The organism is Haloferax sp. SDI50, assembly GCF_059802635.1.
On sequence record NZ_JBPULL010000001.1, the window covers coordinates 1,652,523 to 1,671,415 of the forward strand.

The following is an 18,893-nucleotide window of genomic DNA, read 5'->3' on the forward strand; positions in this document are numbered from 1 at the left end:
CCGCTCAGTCGCTCTGGATGCGCGGGGCGAGCATGTACGTGATGGTGCCCATCCCTTCTGCGATTTGGTAGTGAAGCTTGACCGGGAACTCCTCGCCGAGTTCGACGGTGACCTCGGCGTCGGTCGGAATCGCCTTGTTCATGTCCTTCAGGTAATCGAGCGAGAACAGCGAGTCGGCCGCGCCGGCCTCGATGCTGATGAGGTCCGCCGGGGGAAGCGACAGGTCCACGTCGTCGGTGTCGCCCTCGGCCTCGATGTGGAACGTCTCTTCCGCGCCGTCGACGCGGAGGCGGATGTGGTCCGAAACCATGTCGGCCGCCTTGATACCGCGGTCGAGGTGCGTCCCTTCGAGGACGATGTTCGCCGCGAGGTCGAGGTCCGGAATGTCGGGCTCCTGGCGAATCGAGTCGGGGTCGATGAGCGCGAGCGTGTACGACAGCCCGTCGATGCGGATGTTGAGCTTGCGCGTCTCCTCGTCGAGCGTGAGGTGGATGAGGTCGCCCGAGCCCGCCATCCCGGCGACCTCTTCGAGGCGAGAGAGGTTGACGCCGATGACGCCGCCGTCGGCTTCGTAGGATTCGAACGCCGCCGCGTCGAGCGTGAGGTCCACCATGCCGACGTTCGCGGGGTCGACGGCGCGGATGGAGAGACTCTCCTCGTTGAGTCGAATCTTACACTCGTCGACGAGGACGCTCACGGAGTCGAGCGCGTCCCGGAGCGTCGCGGCGCTCACGATGGCCTTGAACATATGTGCCGTCGTACGACAGCGGTCTTAAAAATACTCCTGATTTGGACTCACCGCAATATGATGTTCGCACGCTCTCCCGCGTGCGCGCTCCCGCGAGCACCCCACCGCTCCGTCCGGCTCCCCATGGGTGTTGTTGTCACTATTTTCGCACATAGCTAACCCGTCGATTTCGAAGGTCTAGGGCTTCAAAGCACTCAAATAGCTGATTGTGTAACTCCCGCCCATGGGGAACGACGAGACGAACCCAGCCGCCCGCCGACGAGGTGCCGAGCGATGACCGACGCCGCCGATGTCGATGTTGACGCCGACACCGACACCGACGCGACGCCGACCCGCGTCGCCTTCGTCTGCGTCCAGAACGCCGGCCGGAGCCAGATGGCGACGGCCTTCGCCCGCCGGGAGCGCGCCGACCGCGGCGTCGTCGACCGCATCGAGGTCGTCACCGGCGGCACCGACCCCGCCGACCGCGTCCACGACGAGGTCGTCGCGGTCATGCGCGAGAAGGACTTCGACCTCGCCGACGAGACGCCGCGCGCAATCGAGCAGGACGAGATTTTGAACGTGGATATCGTCGTCACGATGGGCTGTTCGGCCGAGGGCATCTGTCCCATGACGTGGCGCGGCGACGCCCGCGACTGGGACCTCGACGACCCTGACGGCAAGGACCTCGATGCGGTCCGGGCGATTCGCGACGACATCGAGGGGCGCGTTTCGGCGCTGTTCGACGAACTCGCGGGTTAGCCGAACAGCCGCTCTCGGAGCGACCGTCGCCGGGGGCGCTCGGCCAGCAACACGGTCGTCTCGAGGTCGTCGAGCACGGACAGCACCAGCGACCCGCCGACGAGTCGGGACAGCAGGCCGGTCTCCGTCGCGCCGACGAGGACGAGCGACTTGTCCGCCGCCGCCTCGCCGATGACGGTCTCCACGTCGCCCGTCTCGACCAGTTGCTCCACTCCGTTTAGGTCGTGTTCCGCGACCCACTGTTCGAGGAACTCCCGGCCGGCCGCGACCTCGTCAGCGACGTGCAGCACCGAGATGTGCGCGTCGGTCGTCGCTTGCAGCGCTCGTGCGACCTCCGCGGAGAGGTCCGACGAGTGCCCGCCCGCCGTCGGAAGCAGCACCTCGCTCGGGTCGAACTCCTCCCCGTCGAGGACGACCACGTCGCACGGGAGGTCGTGCGTCAGTTCGTCGAGCGCGCCTTCGACTCGCCCGCCGGCGAGTTTCGCGCCGCTGTGGCCCATGATGACCCGGTCGACGCCGTGTTGGCGCGCCGCGTCGAACACCTCCGCGAGCCCCTCGTGGGAGAGAATCGTCCGCGTATCGACCGGCACGTCCAGCTGTTCGACGTCGGCTCGCGCGTCGGCCATGAGCCGTTCGGACGCCTTCGAGATGCGGTCGCGCTGGTCGGCGGCGGCCGCCAGCGAGGTCTGGTCCGGGACCTGAATGACGTGCGTCGCGAGGACCCGACCGCCGTCGAACTTCGCGAGCGCGGCCGCGAGCGTCACGAGCGCCCGCTCGGTTCGGGGGTTCGAAACCGCGACCATCGTCGTCGTCGCCGGCGCGTCCTCGACGCGCCCCGACCCGTTCGGCGCGACCGTCGCCGCGGCGTCGACGACCGAGGCCGGTAACTCGTCGCCGCGAGTGAGGATGTGCCGACCCAGCAGGCCCTGTCTGTCGGCGTTGTTGCGTGCGTACACGAAGTACCAGACGGCCGCACCGACGACGAACAGCCCCGACAGAAGGAGCTCTTCGCCGCCGACGAACGCCAGCAGTCCGAGCGAGAGCGCCATGCCGAAAAGCGGCGTAAACGGGTACAGCGGCACCGTGAACGCCGGGTCGTACTCGGGGTCCGTCTCCCGGAAGACGATGAGCGCCGCGTTCATGAGCGCGTAGACGACGAGGTGGAGGACGCTCGCGGCTTTCGCCAGCACCTCGATGTCTCGGCCGAGCGCCGCGATGAAGAGGATGATGACGGCACCCGTGACGAGAATCGAACGGTAGGGCGTCGCGTAGTTCGGGTGAATCTCGTTGAGCCAGTTGGTGACGATTCGGTCCCGCCCCATCGCGAAGTTGATTCGGGCGGACGCCAGAATCGACGCGTTCGCGCTGGAGGCGGTCGCGAGGAGCGCACCCAGCGTCACGATGGTGACGGCGAGGCCGGCCAGTCCGCCGGGGAACGCGACCTGCGTCGCCTGCGTCAGCGGCGCGCTCTGGCTCAGTTCCGGCCACGGAACCACGCCGAGCATGATGCTCACGAGAATCGCGTAGAGGACGGTGACGATGGCGACGCTCCCGATGACCGCCAGCGGGAGGTTCCGACCGGGGTTCTTCAGTTCCTCGGCGACCGTCGCAATCTTCGCGTAGCCGAGAAACGAGACGAACACGAGCGCCGTTCCCGGCAGGATGGCACCGTAGCCGAACGGCGCGATACCGCCGTCGCCGACGAGCGTGGCGAGGTCGAACGACAGCCAGCCCTGAACCGCGAACAGGGCCAGAATCGCCAACAGGACGGTGACGATGACCGTCTGCACGCCGCCGGTCTCCTTGGCACCGATGTAGTTGACGCCCACGAAGACGGCACCGGCGACGAGCGCGCCGACCTGCACCTCGTTGAGAAAGAGGACCCCCGGCATCGGAACGAGCGTCGCGAGGTACTGCCCGAAGCCGATGCTGTAGAACGCGGAGGCGAACGCCAGCCCCATCCAGTCACCGAGGCCGGCGATGGAGCCGAAAAGCGGCCCGAGCGCGCGGTTGACGTAGTAGTAGCCGCCGCCGGCCTTCGGCATCGCGGTGCCGAGTTCGGAGACCGAAAGCGCGTTCACCAGCGCGATGAGCCCCCCGACGACGAACGAGGCGACGACGACCGGGCCGGCGGTGCTGGCCGCGACCCCGGGCAGGACGAAGATACCCGCGCCGATCATCGTCCCGATACCGATGGTCAGCGCCGACAGGAGGCCGAGGTCCTTCGCGAGCTCCTCGTCGGTCATCCGTTGGCCTCCGTGCTGGCTCCCTTGGTCCATCGCTTCGGGAGCCGGACGACGCCGATTCCTCGACGCGATTGTGACTCGATTTCCCCGAGCGTGCCGCTGAGAGCCGTGTTACCGGCCGTATCGGTGATGTTCGTCTCGTTCATAGTCGCTACCCGGTTGTGTAACGATATAAGTTCTACCTTTTCACTACGGATTCGAAAATATTGACGAGTATAATTTCTAAGACCGAACTGTTCGGTCTGGCCCGTCTCCGCGGAGCGGACGCTCACGGACGGTTCGTGGTGATACCTCACTCGGCGGTGCGCGCCCGACTCGTTCCGTATCGAAACGCGGACACCGCCCAGACAAGCCTTATATGAAAACGCGGGGTAGCTATCTTCGCAAATCGAAACGCGACACAGTCACAGATGCCATATCGAAACACCGACCACCGGCTCGACGAGATCGACCGACGCATCCTCTACGCCCTCATGGACGATGCGCGTAACACGTCCGCCAGCACGCTCGCGGCGGAGGCCGGCGTCTCCGGAGCCACCATCCGGAACCGAATCCACAAGCTCGAAGACTCAGGAATCATCCGCGGCAGCACCGCGCAGGTCGATTTCGAACTCGCCGGGGGGAAGCTCACGAACCTCTATCTCTGCGACGTTCCCGTGACCGAACGAGAGGCGCTCGCCCACGAGGCGCGGGCGATTCCGGGCGTCATCAACGTCCGGACGCTGATGACCGGTCGCCGCAACCTCCACGTCCTCGCGGTCGGCGAGAGCACCGGCGACCTCCGGCGCGTCGCGCGGTTGCTCACCGACATCGGCATCCACATCGAAGACGAAGACCTGCTCGAAGAGGAGCTGTTCGCCCCCTACGGCCCGTTCGACCCCGACGACGGCGGCCACGCGCCCGAAGCCAACGATTTCATCAGCCTCACCGGCGACGCGAGCGTCGTCGAGGTCCCCGTGCAGTCCGACGCGCCGATAGCCGGCCTCACGCTCGAAGACGCCTCCGAGCGGGGGATTCTCGACGACGAGACGCTCGTCATCGCCATCGAGCGGGGCGACCGCGAACTCACCCCGCACGGGGACACGGTCATCGAGCCGGACGACATCGTGACGGTTCTCTCCCGCGCCGGCGGGGACGCGGATGCGGACGCGCTGTCGGCGTTCCGCGGTCCACAGACGGAGTCGTCTGCGGGCTGACTTCGGCGGTGTCGCGTCCGCGGTTTCCGCGCTGGCAGCCGCGCCGCCCCGTCTCCGGGCGCTATCCGATGTGCCTTTCCGGGCTGACCACGTCACACCCGATATGAACGCGAATTCGCCGGCTGTTCCCACGCGGAACATCACGGGCAGTTCAACGAGGTAAGCATGGCACGGAAAGACCACTACTACAACAAGGCCAAACAGGAGGGCTACCGCGCCCGCTCGGCCTACAAGCTGAAGCAACTCGACGGCGACGCGGGTCTGTTCGGCCCCGGCAACACCGTCGTCGACCTCGGTGCCGCCCCCGGCGGGTGGCTCCAGGTCGCCTCCGAGGCGGTCGGCGACCACGGCAAGGTCGTCGGCGTCGACCTCCAGCGAATCCGCGGCATCGACCGCGACAACGTCCAGACGATTCGCGGCGACATGACCGAAGACGAGACGAAGGAGGAACTGACGGCCGTCATCGGTGAGCGCGGAGCCGACGCCGTCGTCTCCGACATGGCACCGAACATGACCGGCGAGTACTCGCTGGACCACGCCCGCTCGGTCTACCTCGCCCGACAGGCGTTCGAGGTCGCACAGGAGCTGTTGGCGACCGGCGGCGACTTCGCCGTGAAGGTGTTCGACGGCCCGGACGTGGCGGACCTCCGCGCCGACATGGAACGGGAGTTCCAGTACGTCCGGTCGATGCGCCCCGACGCCTCCCGCGATAGCTCCTCCGAGCAGTACCTCGTCGGCAAGCACTTCCTCACCGCGCCGGTTCGGAAGGGCGACGAACTCGACGTGGAAATCGTCGACGTGGGGAGCGAGGGCGACGGCATCGCCAAAGTCGAGGAGTTCACGCTGTTCGTCTCCGGGACGGAGGCGGGCGACACGCCGACGGTCCGCGTCACCGACGTGAAACCGCGGTTCGCGTTCGCTGAACCAATCGACGACGAAGACTGAGACGACGACTGCGCGTCGATTCTCACGTCGAGTCCGGCGCGTCCCGTGCCCGCCCGCGACCGCGCCGACGGCTCCGCGCCCGCCGCAATTTGTGTCTAACTTCGGGCAACCATTATCCGTGTTTGACACGACTCTGCTCGTGTCACCCATGTCAGCAGATACGACGACCACCGAGTCCCAACCGTTGTTCACCGGCCTCCCGTCGGGTATCGTTCCGTACGTCGCCATCCTCGGGGCGTTGGCGTCCGTGTACGCCCACTTCTCGCTCGCGCCGGTGTTGATGCAGTTCGACCAGACGCAGGCGATTCTGTTCGTCCTCGCGGGCGTCGGCTTCCTCGCGGGCATCGCCGTCTACCTGAGCAAGTTCTGGCGGCGCGAGTTCTACCTCGTCGCCATCGCGTTCGCGCTCGCTCAAATCGTGGCGTGGGTCGTCATGAGCGGGCGAGTCAGCGAGATGGCGATTCTCTCGAAGGGCGGCGAGGCCGTCTTCAGCGCCGCGGCGGCGTACCTCTATCTGAGCGACTCGCCCGAGACCGACGGGGCCGCCTGAGCCACGTCCCGCGTTCGACCCGTCGCCCCGCTGTCTCGACGTTCTGGCGGTCCGCCGCCCCGTCGCATCTTTTCACTCAACGACCACGAGGTCGAGTCGAAGCCCCGTCCGGCAGCCCTTCCAACCGCCGCGACAGGCCCCGGTGGCGAGGATGTCACCGAACGACGTGTAGGTCCCGCAGTTCGGACAGCGAATCCCCATCTCCATCCCGTCTCGCTCGGTGAGCCTGTGGCGGTGCTCGTCGGCCATACACCGTGTGGTATGCTACCAAAAGAGATAAGCCGTCCGTCGCCCCGGTCGCGTCTCAGTCCGCGACCCAGCCGTCGGTCGCGGACTCGTCGTCGCCGCGGAGGAGCGCGACGGTCCCGTACACGAACGGGGTGTCCACGATTGCGATGAGGAGCTTCAGGAGGTACTGGCCGACCGCGAGGCCGACGAGGACGCTCCACTCGAAGGGGTCTCCGATGCCGAGGACCGTCGGCGCGGCGTAGAACCCGACGCCGACGAAGATGACCGTGTCGATGGCCTGACTCGTCGCCGTCGAGACGATGTTGCGGAGCCAGAGGAACGAGCCGTCGGTCAGGTCCCGGATGCCGTGGAAGACGATGACGTCCCAGTTCTGACTCACGAGGTACGCGAGGAGGCTCCCGGCGACGACGTTCGTCCCCGACGAGAGCACCGTGGCGAACTGCGCGGCGAACTCGGGGTTGGCGGCGGGCGCGGCGATGGTGCTCCAGACGAGGCCGAGGAGGACGAAGTTCATGGCGAAGCCGACGTTCACCATGACCTGCGCCGCCCGGCGGCCGTACAGTTCGGAGTAGCAGTCGGACGCGAAGAAGGTGACCGCGTACGCCAGCGCCGCCCCCGGCATGAGGATGGCCGCGCCGACGAACGGGAGTTCGCCCACCGCCGACGGCAGGGGAATCGAGAGCAGTTTCGACGCCGTCAACTGCGCCGTCGTCAGCGCGGTGACGAACAGGCCGACGAGGGCGACTTGTCCGATGGCCGAGCGCCCCTCACTCATCTTCGACGAGGCGGTTGTGTCGGTCGTCGATTTCGTCGAGGATGTCGAGCGTCTTCCGGATGGACGCCCGAACCGCATCGCTTCGGTTCACGAACTTCCCGTCGTCGCCGACGTGCTCGTCTAAGTCCGCGAGCAGTTCGTCGGGTATCTCGACGCTTATCTTGGCCATACTCGGGGATTCTCGTGAGAATACTTAACGCCTTTTCAACGGCCTCAGCGGCGATATCTGGCGCGTCTTCGCGTCGTCGAGTCGACGGGTTCGTGAGGCCCCTCGCGGGTGCGCCGCGCTCACTCCGCCGCGCCGCGGGCGGGCGAGAGGTCGCGCCGGCCGCCGACCGTCAGCACGAACAGGACGCCGAGACCGACGCCGTAGGCAGCCATCAGCGGGAGCGTCACCATGAACATCGTCGTGATGCTCGCGGGGGTGAACACCGCCGAGATGGCGAGGATGAACACCGTGACCTCGCGCCAGCGATTCCGCATCATCCGGTAGCTGATGCCGGCGGTGTTGAGAAGCACCATCAGGATGGGCACGTCGGCGAGGAGGCCGATGCCCGCGGTGGTGAAGAAGATGAGCCAGAAGAAGTTGGTGATGCGGTAGGAGATTATCATGTTCGCCGCGAGCGCGTCTTCCACGAGGAACGTGATGACCGTCGGCGCGACGTAGGTGTAGCCGAGCGCGAAGCCGCCGAGGAGACCGCCGGCGAGCGCGCCGGTCCACACGAAGACGGTTCGGCGTCGCTTGCGGATGATGTTGCGCTCGCGGAGCGCGGGCCACACGAAGTACGCGACGAGCGGGAGCGTCGCCAGCACGGCCAGAATCGTCGAGAACTTCACCTCGAAGATGAGCGCCTCCATCGGGTGGAGTGCGACGACGTTGAGGACTTCCTCGGGTCGCACGGCGGCTGGCAGTCGGCCGAGGAAGTCGTCGTACACGTCCCTGATACCGCCGGTGTAGAGCCAGCCGAACGTCGTCGCGAGGACGAGCATGAACCAGCCGACGACCCAGAACGCCCGCGAGGTGAGCGAGTCGACGATGAACGCGATGTCGGTGTAGTAGCCGCCGATGTCGTCCTCGTCGGTCTCGCCTTCGGTCAGTTCGGAGACGAACGCGCCGCCCGCGCGGGTCGTCCGGTCTTCGAGTTCGCCCGGTTCGTCTTCGGCGTCGGCCGCTTCGGCCTCGCGGTCCGCCTCGGCCTCGTCGAACCGGTCGATGAGCGCCTGCGCTTTGGCCTTGTCGCCGTCGTCGATGGCGGCCGACGCGAGGGCCATCACCTCGTCTTCTTCGAGGTCTGCGAACGCCTCCGGCGGCGCGGCGCGGACGCCCGCCACGTCGAGCGCCGAGAGGTCGAGTTTCGTCGGGTCACCGACGCCGACTTCGGTCCGTTCGAGCCGTTCGATGTCGCGGTAGACGAGGTAGGCGAGTCCGAACACCAGGCCGACGACGACGCCGGCGACGACGAACGCGCCTAGCGAGAGTTGCGACCCGGGGTTGAGGAACACGTAGTCGCTACCGACCGCGGCGAGTCCGGCGTTCGCGAGTTCGACGCCGCCGTACTCGTAGAAGGCGTAGACGAGGAGGCCGCCGACGACGCCGACGCCCGCGAGGTGGTTCCAGTGGTGGGCCGCCGTCGCCTTGACGTCCATCTTCTCGCTGCCGCGTTTGGCCGTGACGACCACGCGAGCGAGATAGAGGCTGAAGGCGTACAGCGAGATGACGGGCACCGCCCACATGATTTGGGTGAACGGGTCCGGTGGCGTGAACAGCGCGCCGAAGGCGAAGATACCGACGATGGCGTGCCGCCACTTGTCGCGGAACAGCTCGTAGGGGACGATTTCGGCGTACGAGAGCCCGGTCATCGCGAGCGGAAGTTGGCTCGCGAGGCCGAACGAGAGCGTGAGCAGGAAGATGAACTGCGCCCACTTCACGATGGAGTAGCTCGGCGTGAAGCCGGCGGAAATCGCGTTCTGCGCGAGGAACGCGAACGTGAACGGGAAGAAGACGAAGTAGCCGTAGGCGACGCCCGCGGCGAACAGCGCGACCATCGTCAGCCCGATGAGCGCGAGTTTCCACGGCGCGACGGGCGATTTGGGCCACGCGTCGCGGGCTTTCAGCGCGTCCCGCGAGACGTAGATAAACGGCGGAAGCGCGAACAGCACCCCCACGACGAGACCGATTTTGGCCTGCAAGAGAATCACGTCGAAGGGGGTCTGGGCGATGATGCTGACGTTGCCGGAGACGCTGGCGTCCATCTGCGCCTTGGTCACGCCACGGAAGAACTCCCAGACGTAGAGTCGGAGCGCGTAGAACGTGCCGAGGAACCCGACGAGGAAGACGATAAAGACCTTCTGGAGGTCCTTTTGCGCCGCTCGGAGCATCGCACCGGCGGTCTCGCGGCCCGCCGCGATGGTCTGTTGGGTGTCCTCGTCGAGGGCGCTGGACATACGTACGTGGCGAAAGCAGTCTGGCGGTTATCAATCTTTTTCACCGCGGGCGTGAGTTCGGCTCCCTCGGCGCGCCTCCTCGGGGCGATGCGAAAAGACCTATAACTGGCCGGAAGCGTAGGACACCTGAATGGCGGACGAGGAGCGTGACGCAGGGCTCTCTGCGGCCGACGACGAGACGGACGCCTCGGACGACACCGACCAGCGCTCGTCCGACGGCGACGCCGACGACGCCGACGACGCGTCTTCGTCGTCCGACGGTCCGGTTTACGGTCGAGTCACCCCGCGAGACGAGACCGCCACCGATGGGTCTGACGACGACGCTTCTGCCGACGCTGCTGCCGAGACGGGCGACGACGGCGACGATTCCGATTCCGACGCGGCTCCCGACGACGCGGATGATTCAGCTACCGATTCCGACGCCGACTCTGACGACGAACCGCGTCTCCTCGCTGACGACGAACACACGTCGCACGTTCCCGAGGGGACGTACGACGATTCGAGCGACGAGTCGGCTGACGACGCCGACCCGGACGCGGCCGCCGACGGCGCGAGCCCGGCGCTGACCGGCGAGGACGAGATGGGCGGTGTGGCCCCGTCGTCCGTCGCCGCCGAGGACGCCGACTTCGACGACCCCGAGTTCGAGAGCGACGACTTCGACGACGAGGACGTCGGCGGCCTCGTCGGCGAGGCCCCCGAGAGCGACCAGGAGATGCCGCTGACCGCGCACATCGAGGAGATGATTCGCCGGTTGGCGGTCGTCCTCGGCGTCGCCGGCGCGATTACGCTCGTGCTGTTTCCCGGCGCGGACATCCTCAACGCGCTCGTGGACACGCAGGCCGCCTTCGGCGTCCACATCCCGAGCGCGACCGACGTCATCAACTTCCTCTGGAACTCCCACATCCCCGGCGCGGAGACCATCGTCGACCGCCGGCCGCGGCTCTACGGCCCGCTCGAACTCATCCTCACCAAACTGAAGGTCGCCGGCCTCGCCGGAACCGTCATCGGCCTCCCCGTGTTCGTCTACGAGACGTACCTGTTCATGCGCCCCGGCCTCTACCCGAAAGAGCGCAAGTACTACCTCGCGGCCGTCCCGACGAGCCTCGTCCTCGCGCTCGTCGGCGTCCTCTTTGCCCACTTCGTGGTGCTGCCGGCCATCTTCGCGTACTTCACCTCCTACACCGAGGGGACCGCGGTCGTCGCGTTCGGCCTCAAGGAGACGTTCAACCTCATCCTCATCCTGATGGGCTACATGGCGGTCGTCTTTCAGATTCCGCTGTTCGTGGAACTGGCCATCATGATGAACCTCGTCACCCGACGGTGGCTCGAAGACCGCCGCCTCTTGTTCTGGGGCGCGTTCGTCGGCCTCGCGTTCCTCGTCAGCCCCGACCCGACCGGGATGGCCCCCATCATCATCGGCGCGACGATGATTACCCTGTTCGAGGGGACGCTCGCGGCCTTACGCTGGACCGGGAACTGACCGGCGTCTCGTTTTCCTCCCGTCGATCCCTCGGCCGGGTCGTTCTGCCTCGCTTTCACCGACTGCCGACCGTTCAGAAGACCTATTTCAAAATAGTTAGAATAGATACACGATGGCCGACCTCGTCGCCCTGTCGGTGGTCGCCCTCCCGCTCTGGTTTGCCGTGAGCGTCTGGGCCGGCATCGACGCGACCAGACACAGTTCGCACAACGCCTTCCTCTGGGGCCTCTCGGTGTTCGTCGGCGGGATTCTCGGCTTGGCGCTGTACCTCAACCTCGGGCGCGACGAACCCGGGGTGGGCCGCCGCGCGGGTCAGTCGCGGTCGCCGGACGGCATCTCTTCCGCCCGTACCGAGACCGTCCCCTGTCCGAACTGCCACTCGCTGGAGGAAGCCGACCGGGATACCTGCCGCTTCTGCGGCGAGTCACTGTAACGCGCCGAATCTCTCCGAGACCGCGGGGAATCACGCCGCGTCCGACGACTCCGTCGCCTCCCGCTTCTCGGCCGCGACCACGCCCTCGACGCGCGTCTTCAGCCCCTCGTTCATGGCGACGAATCCCGCCCGGGTTTGCTCGCCGACGAACCGCAACAGGAGTCCGGCGAGGACGCCCGAGAACGTCTCCGCGTGTTCGAACCGGGTGCGTTCGCCGCCGTCGAGCGGTTCGAGTCGGAACCGGTGTTCGCCGTCGAACAGCCCCGGAACGACGAGGTGGCCGAGCCAGCGCAGTTCGCGGTGCTTCTCGCAGTGGGTCACGTCGGGTTCGAACTCCGATTCGCGCCCGCCCGGCGGTCGCAGGTGGACGGTGAGCGTCGCGCCCTCGTTCGGCCGCCCGGCGATTCGCATGAACGGGTTCCACTCGGGGTAGCGGTCGAAGTCGACGAGCGTCTCCCACACCCGCTCGGGCGGGGCGTCTATCTCGATGCTCGTGACGAGTTCGTGTGCCATACCTAACAGTTGGGCGGCCGAGACCGTGAATCTCGCGCGGAACGTTCATTGCCGGTGAGGAGAGAGACGGACGTATGGCAACCCTTCTTCTCGCCAGACACGGCGAGACGACGTGGAACCGCGCCGGGCGCGTACAGGGGTGGGCCCCTGTGTCGCTCACAGAGCGCGGCCGCGAGCAGGCCGACGCCCTCGCGCGCCACGTCGCGGACAGCTACGAGGTCGACCGCCTCGTCTCCTCCGACATCGAACGCGCCCAAGAGACCGCCCGCCCCGTCGCCCGCGAACTCGGCCTCGAACCCGTCCTCGACTCGGCGTGGCGCGAGCGCGACGTGGGGTCGTTTCAGGGGCTCGAATTCGACGAACTCACCGACCGGTACCCGCAGTACTCCCTCTCGGCGGTCGGCGCGCCCGCAGCCCGCGAGCGCCCCCCGAGCGGCGAGAGCCTCGTCGAGGTCCGCCGCCGCGTCCTCAACGCCCACGAGGGGCTCGCCGACTCGCTCGACGCCGACGAGACGGTGCTCGTCGTCAGCCACGGCGCGCCGATTCGGCTGTCGCTCGGTGAGGTGAAGGGCCTCGATATCGTCGAGACGATGCTGTCGCAACCGCTCGACAACGGCGGCATCTGCGAGTTCGAAGTCGAACTGAGCGACGACGGCGACGAGCCGCTCGTCCACGTCGTCACCGAGAACGAGACGCGATTTCTGACGGCGTAAGCGTTCTGCGGTCGGTTTTCGGCGCGGCCGCGGCGCTCGTTTCCTCGCGGTTCCTTACTTCCGCATCGGATAGTCCTGCGCGAACACGTCGTCCACGAGGAGGTCGTCGCCCGCGTCGGCGTCCGCCCCCGCCTCGGACGCGGGGCTGACGCTCCCGGTCCGGTAGCCGTGGAGGTCCAGCGTGACGTGGTCGAAGCCGGCGTCCTTCAGGTGGTCGCGGGCGGCGCGGACGAAGTCGGCGTCGAGGGCGCGGTCGAGTTCCTCCGGCGCGACCTCGATGCGGGCGAGGCCGTCGTGGTCGCGGACGCGGAACTGCTCGAAGCCCCACGTCCGCAGAATCGTCTCGGCGCGTTCGACCCGCGAGAGCCGTTCCTCGGTGACTTCGAGGCCGGTCGGAATCCGCGAGGAGAGACAGGCCATCGAGGGCTTGTCGGCGACCGACAGGTCGTAGTCGTCGGCGATGGCGCGGACCTCCGATTTCGTGATGTCGTGGGCGAGAAGCGGCGATAGCACCTCTAACTCCTCGACGGCGCGGAGGCCGGGTCGGTGGCCCTCGCCGGGGTCCGAGGCGTTGGTCCCGTCGCAGACGGCCTCGATGCCGCGGTCGCGGGCGGCCTCGTACATCCTACCGAGGCGCATCGTCCGGCAGTGGTAACACCGGTCGTCGTCGTTGGCGACGAAGTCGGGGTTGTCCAACTCGGAGAACTCGACGGTCAGGTGTTCGATGCCGATTTCCTCGGCGACGCGCTTCGCGTCGTCCAACTCGGCGTCCGGCAGGGTCTCGCTTTTCGCGGTGCAGGCGACCGCGTCGTCACCGAGCGCCTCGTGGGCGAGTGCGGCGACCACGCTGGAGTCCACGCCGCCCGAAAAGGCGATGAGGACGCTCTCGCGCTCCGCGAGCGCCTCGCGTACTGCGTCGGCCTTCGCCGCGACGTCTCGCTCGCTCATGGCCTCCCTTCCCGGCCGACGGGCAAAAGCCCCTCGCCCCCGGCGCGAACGACCGCGAAGGGCGCACGCGCCGTAAAACCGGCTGCGACGGGCGTTCCCGTGTCGGCGCGACCCGTCCGTCGTCCCGGAGTCACCACCCCGCGACTTTTTGTCCTATGCCGCGATAGGTCCGCCCGAATGGACTTCGAGACCATCCCGGGCGTCGGCGAGAAGACGGCCGCCGCGCTCGCGGAACTCGACGACGCCGAGCGAGCCCTCACCGACGGCGACGTAGCGGCGCTCGCGCGGGCACCGGGGCTCACCGAGGGCAGGGCGGCGGCCATCGCCCGCGGCGCGATTCGCCGCGACCACGACGACCCCGGCGGCTTCCTCGCCACCGACCGCGCCTCGGAACTCTACCGCGACGCGCTCGGTCTCTTGCAGGCGCGGACGGTCACGACGTACGCCGAGAAGCGACTGGAGACGCTGTTTCCCACCGGGTCGGCCTCGCGCATCGAGGAGGTCCGGGCGTTCGCCGCCGACGCGACCGACCTCGACCCCGACCCGGACGTGCTCGCGGCGTTGTCGGGCGTCGAACCCCTCGCGGACCCGACGCCGCGTCGCGTCCGCGAGCGCTGTCTCGCCACCGCCGACGCGGAGCGCTACGCCGCCGCCAAGGAGGCGTTTCCCGAACTCTCCATCGAGGTCGTCGAGGACGGCCGCGACATCGCTGAACTCGCGCGGTCGTACTCGACGGTGGTCGTGTTGGACGAGTCGTTCGCCGGCATCGACGTGGACGGCGACGTGCGCGTCCTCCCGGACGCCGCCGAGCGGACCGACGAGGTCGTCCCCGAGCGACTGCTGGCCTTCTTCGCCGCGAACCGCGAGGCCTTGGAGGCGGCCGCCGCGGTCCACGAGGCCGCCGGACTCTCTCCGCCGTGCGACCTCGATTCCCTCCGCGACGCGCTCTCCCGACTGGCCGACGATGGGACCGTCCTCGGCGACGACGAACTCGAACGACTCTCGAACGCGGTGGACGACCTCGACACCGCCGTCTCGACCGCCGAATCGGCCGCCAACGACCGCCTCCGCGACGTGATTCGCGAGCGCGACGTGACCATCGAGGGGACCGATTTCCTGTCGCTCGTCGAGCAGGGCGCGCGCGTCGACTCCCTGCTGTCGCGCGAACTCGAAGACGAGTTCGACGAGGCGCTTTCGGCCGCCCGCGACCACCTCGTGGAGTCGCTGTCGCTGCGCCCCGGCGAGGCCGACCTGACGGAGCGCGTCTTCCCCGAGGACCCGTCGTTCCCGCTCGGCCACGACGAGGAGGCGGTCGGCCGCCTCCGAACCGAACTCAAGGCCGCTCGCGACCGCCGCGCCGCGAAGCTGAAAGCCGGCCTCGCGGCCGACCTCGGGGACCTGCGCGACCCCGTCGAGACGCTGGTCCGCGACGCGCTCGAACTCGACGTGCGCCTCGCCGTCTCGCGGTTCGCCCGCGACTTCGACTGCGCCTTCCCCGAGTTCACCGGCGCGGCCGGCGACGACGGTGCCGGCTCGTTCGCCATCGAGGCCGGCCGCTCGCCCCTCCTCGACGTGGAATTCGACGACGTTGACCCCGTGGACTACGAGGTCTCGGGCGTCACGCTCCTCTCGGGCGTCAACAGCGGAGGCAAGACCTCGACGCTCGACCTCGTGGGCCTCGTCGTCGTCCTCGCGCACATGGGGCTTCCCGTCCCCGCCGAGTCGGTTCGGCTCTCGCGGTTTTCCGAACTCCACTACTACGCCAAGTCGCAGGGCACCCTCGACGCCGGGGCCTTCGAGAGCACGCTCCGCGACTTCGCCGCGCTCACCGACGGCGCGGCCGACCGACTCGTCCTCGTGGACGAACTGGAGAGCATCACCGAACCCGGCGCGTCGGCCAAAATCATCGCCGGCATCCTCGAAGAACTCGCGGAACAGGGCGCGGCCGCGGTGTTCGTCTCCCACCTCGCCGGCGGCATCCGGGGGGCCGCCGACGTGTCGGTCGCGGTCGACGGCATCGAGGCGGTCGGACTGGAGGACGGCGAACTCGTCGTCAACCGCTCGCCCGTGAAGGACCACCTCGCGCGGTCGACTCCGGAACTCATCGTGGAGAAACTGGCCGGCGAGAACGAGACGAGTTTCTACGGGCGACTGCTGGAGAAGTTCGACTGACGCGACCGCCTGTGGCGATATTCGACTGACGCGGTTGCCCGGGGCGACACACAATTTATTTAGACTCGTCGATAATTTCCCCCGTGCCCTCCGATTCGCTCTCCCCCGAGGAACGACAGCAGTACGACCTCGTCTACCACGCCACGAAAAACGCCATCTGGGACGTGCTCGGGACCGCCGTCTACCTGCTGTTTTTGCTGTTCGGCGGGTTCCTCGTGCTGTCCGTCTTCGTGCTCCCGGCGCTGGGCGCGTTCTCGCAGACCGCCGATTCGCCGGTCGTCCTCGGTATCGGCGCGGTCGGACTGATTCTGCTCGTCGCCATCGGCTACCGAATCGTTCGGCTCCTTCAGTAGGTGACGTATCGGCTCGCGACCTCCCACCGGAGCGCGGCGACGACGCGAACGCGTCTGCCCCCCGTCGGACGCCGCCGCGGTAAACGATTAAGTCCCCCGCGCGTGGTACTTTACTCGATGAGGGAGGACCCCGAAGAGGGGATGCTGTCGTGGGACGAGACGGTGTTCCGCGACGAACACGTCTTCGAAATCGACCACGTTCCGGAGACGTTCAACCACCGCGAGAGCCAACTGCGGAGCCTGAAGTACGCGCTTCGGCCCGCGGTCCGCGGCTCTCGCCCCCTGAACACGATGGTGCGTGGGCCGCCGGGGACGGGCAAGACCACCGCGGTCCAGAAACTGTTCGGCGAGTTGGGCACGCAGTCGGGCGTCCGGACCGTCCGGGTGAACTGTCAGGTCGACTCGACGCGCTACGCGGTGTTCTCGCGCGTCTTCGAGCACATCTTCGAGTACGAACCCCCGTCGTCGGGCATCTCGTTCAAGAAGCTGTTCGGCCAGATAACCGACCGCCTCGTCGAGGACGACGAGGTGCTCGTCGTCGCGCTTGACGACGTGAACTACCTGTTCTACGAGAACGAGGCGTCCGACACGCTCTACTCGCTGCTGCGCGCCCACGAGGCGCACTCCGGCGCGCGCATCGGCGTCATCATCATCTCGTCGGACCTCTCGCTCGACGTCATCGACGAACTCGACGGGCGCGTCCAGAGCGTTTTCCGGCCCGAGGAGGTGTTTTTCCCCCGCTACGACGTGGACGAAATCGTCGATATCCTCCGCGGGCGGTCGAAACGCGGCTTCCACGAGGACGTTATCGGCGCGCCCGAACTCGACCAAGTCGCGGAGTTCACCGCCGACAGCGGCGACCTCCGGGTCGGCATCGACCTGCTTCGGCGGGCCGGCCTCCACGCCGAGATGCGCGCCTCCCGCACCGTCGACATGGAGGACGTGGAGGCGGCCTACGACAAGTCGAAGTACGTCCACCTCTCGCGGTGTCTGCAGGGGCTTTCGGACCCCGAGCGCGAACTCGTCCGGGTCGTCGCCGAGTACGACGGCGAGCGCGCCGGCGCGGTGTACGACGCCTTCAACGAGGCGACCGACCTCGGCTACACGCGCTACTCCGAACTCGTGAACAAACTGGACCAACTGGGCGTCATCGAGGCCCGATACACCGAAATCGAGGGACGCGGTCGCACCCGCGCCATCTCGCTGGCTTACGACGCGGACGCGGTCTTGGACCGCCTCTGAGGGCGTCTCGCCCGCCCCGTTTCGGGACCATTTTTACTCGCCGGCCGAGTCGGCTGAGCCATGAAGACTACCGGCGGAACCGACGCGCAGAAGCGCCGCGCCGCGGCGGCGGCGGTCGAAGCGGTCGAAGACGGTGCGGTCGTCGGCCTCGGCACCGGCAGCACCACCGCGTTCGCCATCCGCGCCATCGGCGACCGCGTCGCCGACGGCCTCGACGTCCGGGGCGTCCCGACCTCCTTCGCGGCCCGCGAACTCGCCCGCGAGTGCGGCATCCCCGTCGCGGACCTCGACGAGGTGGACGCCATCGACCTCGCAATCGACGGGGCCGACCAGGTTTCGCTCGCGGACAGCGCGCTCGTCAAGGGCGGCGGCGCGGCCCACGCCCGCGAGAAGGTGGTCGACGCCTTCGCCGACCGATTCCTCGTCGTCGCCGACCCCTCGAAAATCGCGGAAACGCTCTCGCACGCCGTCCCCGTCGAGGTGCTCCCGTCGGCGCGGACGACCGTCGCGGCGGGCGTCTCGGACCTCGGCGGCGAGGCAACGCTCCGCCGCGCCGAGCGAAAGGACGGCCCCGTCGTCACCGACAACGGAAATCTCGTCCTCGACTGCGAGTTCGGCGCGATTCCGAACCCCGAGTCGCTCGCGACCGACCTCGCGTCGCTCCCCGGCGCGGTCGAACACGGTCTGTTCGTCGGTCTCGCGGACGCGGTCTACGTCGGCACCGACGACGGCGTGGAAGTCACTGAACTCTGACTCGATTGGTCCGGCGCTCGAACGGAATCCGGCAGACCGAGTGGTCCGGCGCTCGAACGTCCCACCTCGACCGCCTCGGCTCACGGGGCGGGTCGCTTTCTCTGGGAGACACAACCGGCGCTCACCGACCGGCGATAAAAGAACGAGAGGTCTAAAGACCGAGTTTACAGGTCGCGGGGCTGGACCGTCTTACGGTCGTTCTGCTCAGCGCGGCGAGCAGCGTCTTCGAGAAGCTCCTTGACTTCCTCGTCGAGAGCGTCGTAGAAGTCCGAGGCCACGTTCTTGTCCTTGAGCGCTTCCTTGACGGCTGCCTTGACAATGAGGTCTGCCATACAGGATATCCTACCGATTCTCCTTTAATAAACTTTCCTATATTGGACGTTAATACCGC

General features: G+C 67.6%; 21 protein-coding genes. 11 read left to right on the top strand and 10 right to left on the bottom strand.

Annotated features, from left to right (window positions below):
* Positions 1–4: 4 nt before the first annotated feature.
* Positions 5–748, bottom strand: a complete 744-nt coding sequence (locus tag ACSR87_RS08570) for a DNA polymerase sliding clamp (RefSeq protein WP_004065599.1) — start codon at positions 746–748, stop codon at positions 5–7.
* A gap of 273 nt (positions 749–1,021) precedes the next feature.
* On the opposite strand from ACSR87_RS08570, the gene ACSR87_RS08575 reads away from it, so the two are divergent.
* On the top strand, positions 1,022–1,489 hold the full coding sequence (locus ACSR87_RS08575) for an arsenate-mycothiol transferase ArsC (protein ID WP_498530189.1): 468 nt from the start codon (positions 1,022–1,024) through the stop codon (positions 1,487–1,489).
* Here ACSR87_RS08575 and ACSR87_RS08580 read toward each other — a convergent pair.
* Both ACSR87_RS08580 and ACSR87_RS08585 read right to left on the bottom strand, forming a co-directional pair.
* Positions 1,486–3,735, bottom strand: coding sequence for an amino acid permease (locus ACSR87_RS08580; protein WP_498530190.1), 2,250 nt, complete (start codon positions 3,733–3,735; stop codon positions 1,486–1,488). The two genes, ACSR87_RS08575 and ACSR87_RS08580, sit on opposite strands and share 4 nt — an antisense overlap.
* Complete coding sequence (locus ACSR87_RS08585) at positions 3,732–3,881, bottom strand: hypothetical protein (protein WP_498530191.1); 150 nt, start codon at positions 3,879–3,881, stop codon at positions 3,732–3,734. The genes ACSR87_RS08580 and ACSR87_RS08585 overlap by 4 nt, the downstream gene beginning before the upstream one ends.
* Positions 3,882–4,145: 264 nt before the next feature.
* Between ACSR87_RS08585 and ACSR87_RS08590 the strand changes: the two genes are divergently transcribed.
* The 3 genes from ACSR87_RS08590 (at position 4,146) to ACSR87_RS08600 (ending at position 6,426) form a co-directional block, all read left to right on the top strand.
* Positions 4,146–4,931, top strand: coding sequence for an Lrp/AsnC family transcriptional regulator (locus ACSR87_RS08590; protein ID WP_008576745.1), 786 nt, complete (start codon positions 4,146–4,148; stop codon positions 4,929–4,931).
* 165 nt (positions 4,932–5,096) lie between these two features.
* Positions 5,097–5,876, top strand: a complete 780-nt coding sequence (locus ACSR87_RS08595) for a 23S rRNA (uridine(2552)-2'-O)-methyltransferase (protein WP_008576746.1) — start codon at positions 5,097–5,099, stop codon at positions 5,874–5,876.
* A 148-nt stretch (positions 5,877–6,024) separates the two neighbouring features.
* Positions 6,025–6,426 (top strand): DUF7475 family protein, encoded by a 402-nt coding sequence (locus ACSR87_RS08600; protein ID WP_008576747.1) that lies wholly within the window; start codon positions 6,025–6,027, stop codon positions 6,424–6,426.
* 72 nt (positions 6,427–6,498) lie between these two features.
* Here the strand turns inward: ACSR87_RS08600 and ACSR87_RS08605 are convergent, their stop codons facing one another.
* The 4 genes from ACSR87_RS08605 to tatCt all read right to left on the bottom strand — a co-directional run bounded on the left by ACSR87_RS08605 (position 6,499) and on the right by tatCt (position 9,895).
* Positions 6,499–6,675: a hypothetical protein gene (locus ACSR87_RS08605; protein WP_004065585.1), complete on the bottom strand. Its 177-nt coding sequence runs from the start codon at positions 6,673–6,675 to the stop codon at positions 6,499–6,501.
* A 55-nt stretch (positions 6,676–6,730) separates the two neighbouring features.
* Positions 6,731–7,450 (bottom strand): queuosine precursor transporter, encoded by a 720-nt coding sequence (locus ACSR87_RS08610; RefSeq protein WP_498530192.1) that lies wholly within the window; start codon positions 7,448–7,450, stop codon positions 6,731–6,733.
* On the bottom strand, positions 7,443–7,619 hold the full coding sequence (locus ACSR87_RS08615; RefSeq protein ID WP_007275542.1) for a ribbon-helix-helix domain-containing protein: 177 nt from the start codon (positions 7,617–7,619) through the stop codon (positions 7,443–7,445). The genes ACSR87_RS08610 and ACSR87_RS08615 overlap by 8 nt, the downstream gene beginning before the upstream one ends.
* Before the next feature lie 119 nt (positions 7,620–7,738).
* Positions 7,739–9,895, bottom strand: coding sequence for a Sec-independent protein translocase protein TatCt (tatCt, locus tag ACSR87_RS08620; RefSeq protein WP_498530193.1), 2,157 nt, complete (start codon positions 9,893–9,895; stop codon positions 7,739–7,741).
* Between the two features lie 130 nt (positions 9,896–10,025).
* Between tatCt and tatCo the strand changes: the two genes are divergently transcribed.
* Complete coding sequence (gene tatCo, locus ACSR87_RS08625; RefSeq protein WP_498530194.1) at positions 10,026–11,375, top strand: Sec-independent protein translocase protein TatCo; 1,350 nt, start codon at positions 10,026–10,028, stop codon at positions 11,373–11,375.
* A 112-nt stretch (positions 11,376–11,487) separates the two neighbouring features.
* On the top strand, positions 11,488–11,808 hold the full coding sequence (locus ACSR87_RS08630; RefSeq protein ID WP_498530195.1) for a hypothetical protein: 321 nt from the start codon (positions 11,488–11,490) through the stop codon (positions 11,806–11,808).
* 30 nt (positions 11,809–11,838) lie between these two features.
* Here ACSR87_RS08630 and ACSR87_RS08635 read toward each other — a convergent pair whose 3' ends face one another.
* Positions 11,839–12,321 carry an SRPBCC family protein gene (locus ACSR87_RS08635; RefSeq protein ID WP_498530196.1) on the bottom strand — a complete coding sequence of 161 codons (483 nt, stop codon included), beginning with the start codon at positions 12,319–12,321 and terminating at the stop codon, positions 11,839–11,841.
* Positions 12,322–12,395: 74 nt separating this feature from the next.
* Here ACSR87_RS08635 and ACSR87_RS08640 point away from each other — a divergent pair, with 74 nt between their 5' ends.
* Entirely contained in the window at positions 12,396–13,034 is a 639-nt protein-coding gene (locus ACSR87_RS08640) for a histidine phosphatase family protein (protein ID WP_498530197.1), read from the top strand.
* Positions 13,035–13,088: 54 nt separating this feature from the next.
* Here ACSR87_RS08640 and larE read toward each other — a convergent pair whose 3' ends face one another.
* Entirely contained in the window at positions 13,089–13,982 is an 894-nt protein-coding gene (gene larE / locus ACSR87_RS08645; RefSeq protein WP_498530198.1) for an ATP-dependent sacrificial sulfur transferase LarE, read from the bottom strand.
* Between the two features lie 177 nt (positions 13,983–14,159).
* On the opposite strand from larE, the gene ACSR87_RS08650 reads away from it, so the two are divergent.
* The 4 genes from ACSR87_RS08650 to rpiA all read left to right on the top strand — a co-directional run bounded on the left by ACSR87_RS08650 (position 14,160) and on the right by rpiA (position 18,502).
* Positions 14,160–16,154 carry a MutS-related protein gene (locus ACSR87_RS08650; protein ID WP_498530199.1) on the top strand — a complete coding sequence of 665 codons (1,995 nt, stop codon included), beginning with the start codon at positions 14,160–14,162 and terminating at the stop codon, positions 16,152–16,154.
* An 83-nt stretch (positions 16,155–16,237) separates the two neighbouring features.
* Complete coding sequence (locus ACSR87_RS08655; protein WP_008576786.1) at positions 16,238–16,507, top strand: hypothetical protein; 270 nt, start codon at positions 16,238–16,240, stop codon at positions 16,505–16,507.
* 117 nt (positions 16,508–16,624) lie between these two features.
* A complete protein-coding gene (locus ACSR87_RS08660) occupies positions 16,625–17,749 on the top strand; it encodes an ORC1-type DNA replication protein (RefSeq protein ID WP_498530200.1) in 1,125 nt (374 codons plus the stop codon).
* 60 nt (positions 17,750–17,809) lie between these two features.
* Positions 17,810–18,502: a ribose-5-phosphate isomerase RpiA gene (gene rpiA / locus ACSR87_RS08665; protein ID WP_498530201.1), complete on the top strand. Its 693-nt coding sequence runs from the start codon at positions 17,810–17,812 to the stop codon at positions 18,500–18,502.
* 164 nt (positions 18,503–18,666) lie between these two features.
* Here rpiA and ACSR87_RS08670 read toward each other — a convergent pair whose 3' ends face one another.
* A complete protein-coding gene (locus tag ACSR87_RS08670; RefSeq protein ID WP_004045310.1) occupies positions 18,667–18,834 on the bottom strand; it encodes a DUF1931 family protein in 168 nt (55 codons plus the stop codon).
* Positions 18,835–18,893 lie beyond the last annotated feature (59 nt).

Coding starts and splice junctions, on each gene's coding strand:
- ACSR87_RS08570 (WP_004065599.1), bottom strand. CDS start 748: ATGTTCAAGGCCATCGTGAGCGCCGCGACGCTCCGGGACGCGCTCGAC.
- ACSR87_RS08575 (WP_498530189.1), top strand. CDS start 1,022: ATGACCGACGCCGCCGATGTCGATGTTGACGCCGACACCGACACCGAC.
- ACSR87_RS08580 (WP_498530190.1), bottom strand. CDS start 3,735: ATGACCGACGAGGAGCTCGCGAAGGACCTCGGCCTCCTGTCGGCGCTG.
- ACSR87_RS08585 (WP_498530191.1), bottom strand. CDS start 3,881: ATGAACGAGACGAACATCACCGATACGGCCGGTAACACGGCTCTCAGC.
- ACSR87_RS08590 (WP_008576745.1), top strand. CDS start 4,146: ATGCCATATCGAAACACCGACCACCGGCTCGACGAGATCGACCGACGC.
- ACSR87_RS08595 (WP_008576746.1), top strand. CDS start 5,097: ATGGCACGGAAAGACCACTACTACAACAAGGCCAAACAGGAGGGCTAC.
- ACSR87_RS08600 (WP_008576747.1), top strand. CDS start 6,025: ATGTCAGCAGATACGACGACCACCGAGTCCCAACCGTTGTTCACCGGC.
- ACSR87_RS08605 (WP_004065585.1), bottom strand. CDS start 6,675: ATGGCCGACGAGCACCGCCACAGGCTCACCGAGCGAGACGGGATGGAG.
- ACSR87_RS08610 (WP_498530192.1), bottom strand. CDS start 7,450: ATGAGTGAGGGGCGCTCGGCCATCGGACAAGTCGCCCTCGTCGGCCTG.
- ACSR87_RS08615 (WP_007275542.1), bottom strand. CDS start 7,619: ATGGCCAAGATAAGCGTCGAGATACCCGACGAACTGCTCGCGGACTTA.
- tatCt (WP_498530193.1), bottom strand. CDS start 9,895: ATGTCCAGCGCCCTCGACGAGGACACCCAACAGACCATCGCGGCGGGC.
- tatCo (WP_498530194.1), top strand. CDS start 10,026: ATGGCGGACGAGGAGCGTGACGCAGGGCTCTCTGCGGCCGACGACGAG.
- ACSR87_RS08630 (WP_498530195.1), top strand. CDS start 11,488: ATGGCCGACCTCGTCGCCCTGTCGGTGGTCGCCCTCCCGCTCTGGTTT.
- ACSR87_RS08635 (WP_498530196.1), bottom strand. CDS start 12,321: ATGGCACACGAACTCGTCACGAGCATCGAGATAGACGCCCCGCCCGAG.
- ACSR87_RS08640 (WP_498530197.1), top strand. CDS start 12,396: ATGGCAACCCTTCTTCTCGCCAGACACGGCGAGACGACGTGGAACCGC.
- larE (WP_498530198.1), bottom strand. CDS start 13,982: ATGAGCGAGCGAGACGTCGCGGCGAAGGCCGACGCAGTACGCGAGGCG.
- ACSR87_RS08650 (WP_498530199.1), top strand. CDS start 14,160: ATGGACTTCGAGACCATCCCGGGCGTCGGCGAGAAGACGGCCGCCGCG.
- ACSR87_RS08660 (WP_498530200.1), top strand. CDS start 16,625: ATGAGGGAGGACCCCGAAGAGGGGATGCTGTCGTGGGACGAGACGGTG.
- rpiA (WP_498530201.1), top strand. CDS start 17,810: ATGAAGACTACCGGCGGAACCGACGCGCAGAAGCGCCGCGCCGCGGCG.
- ACSR87_RS08670 (WP_004045310.1), bottom strand. CDS start 18,834: ATGGCAGACCTCATTGTCAAGGCAGCCGTCAAGGAAGCGCTCAAGGAC.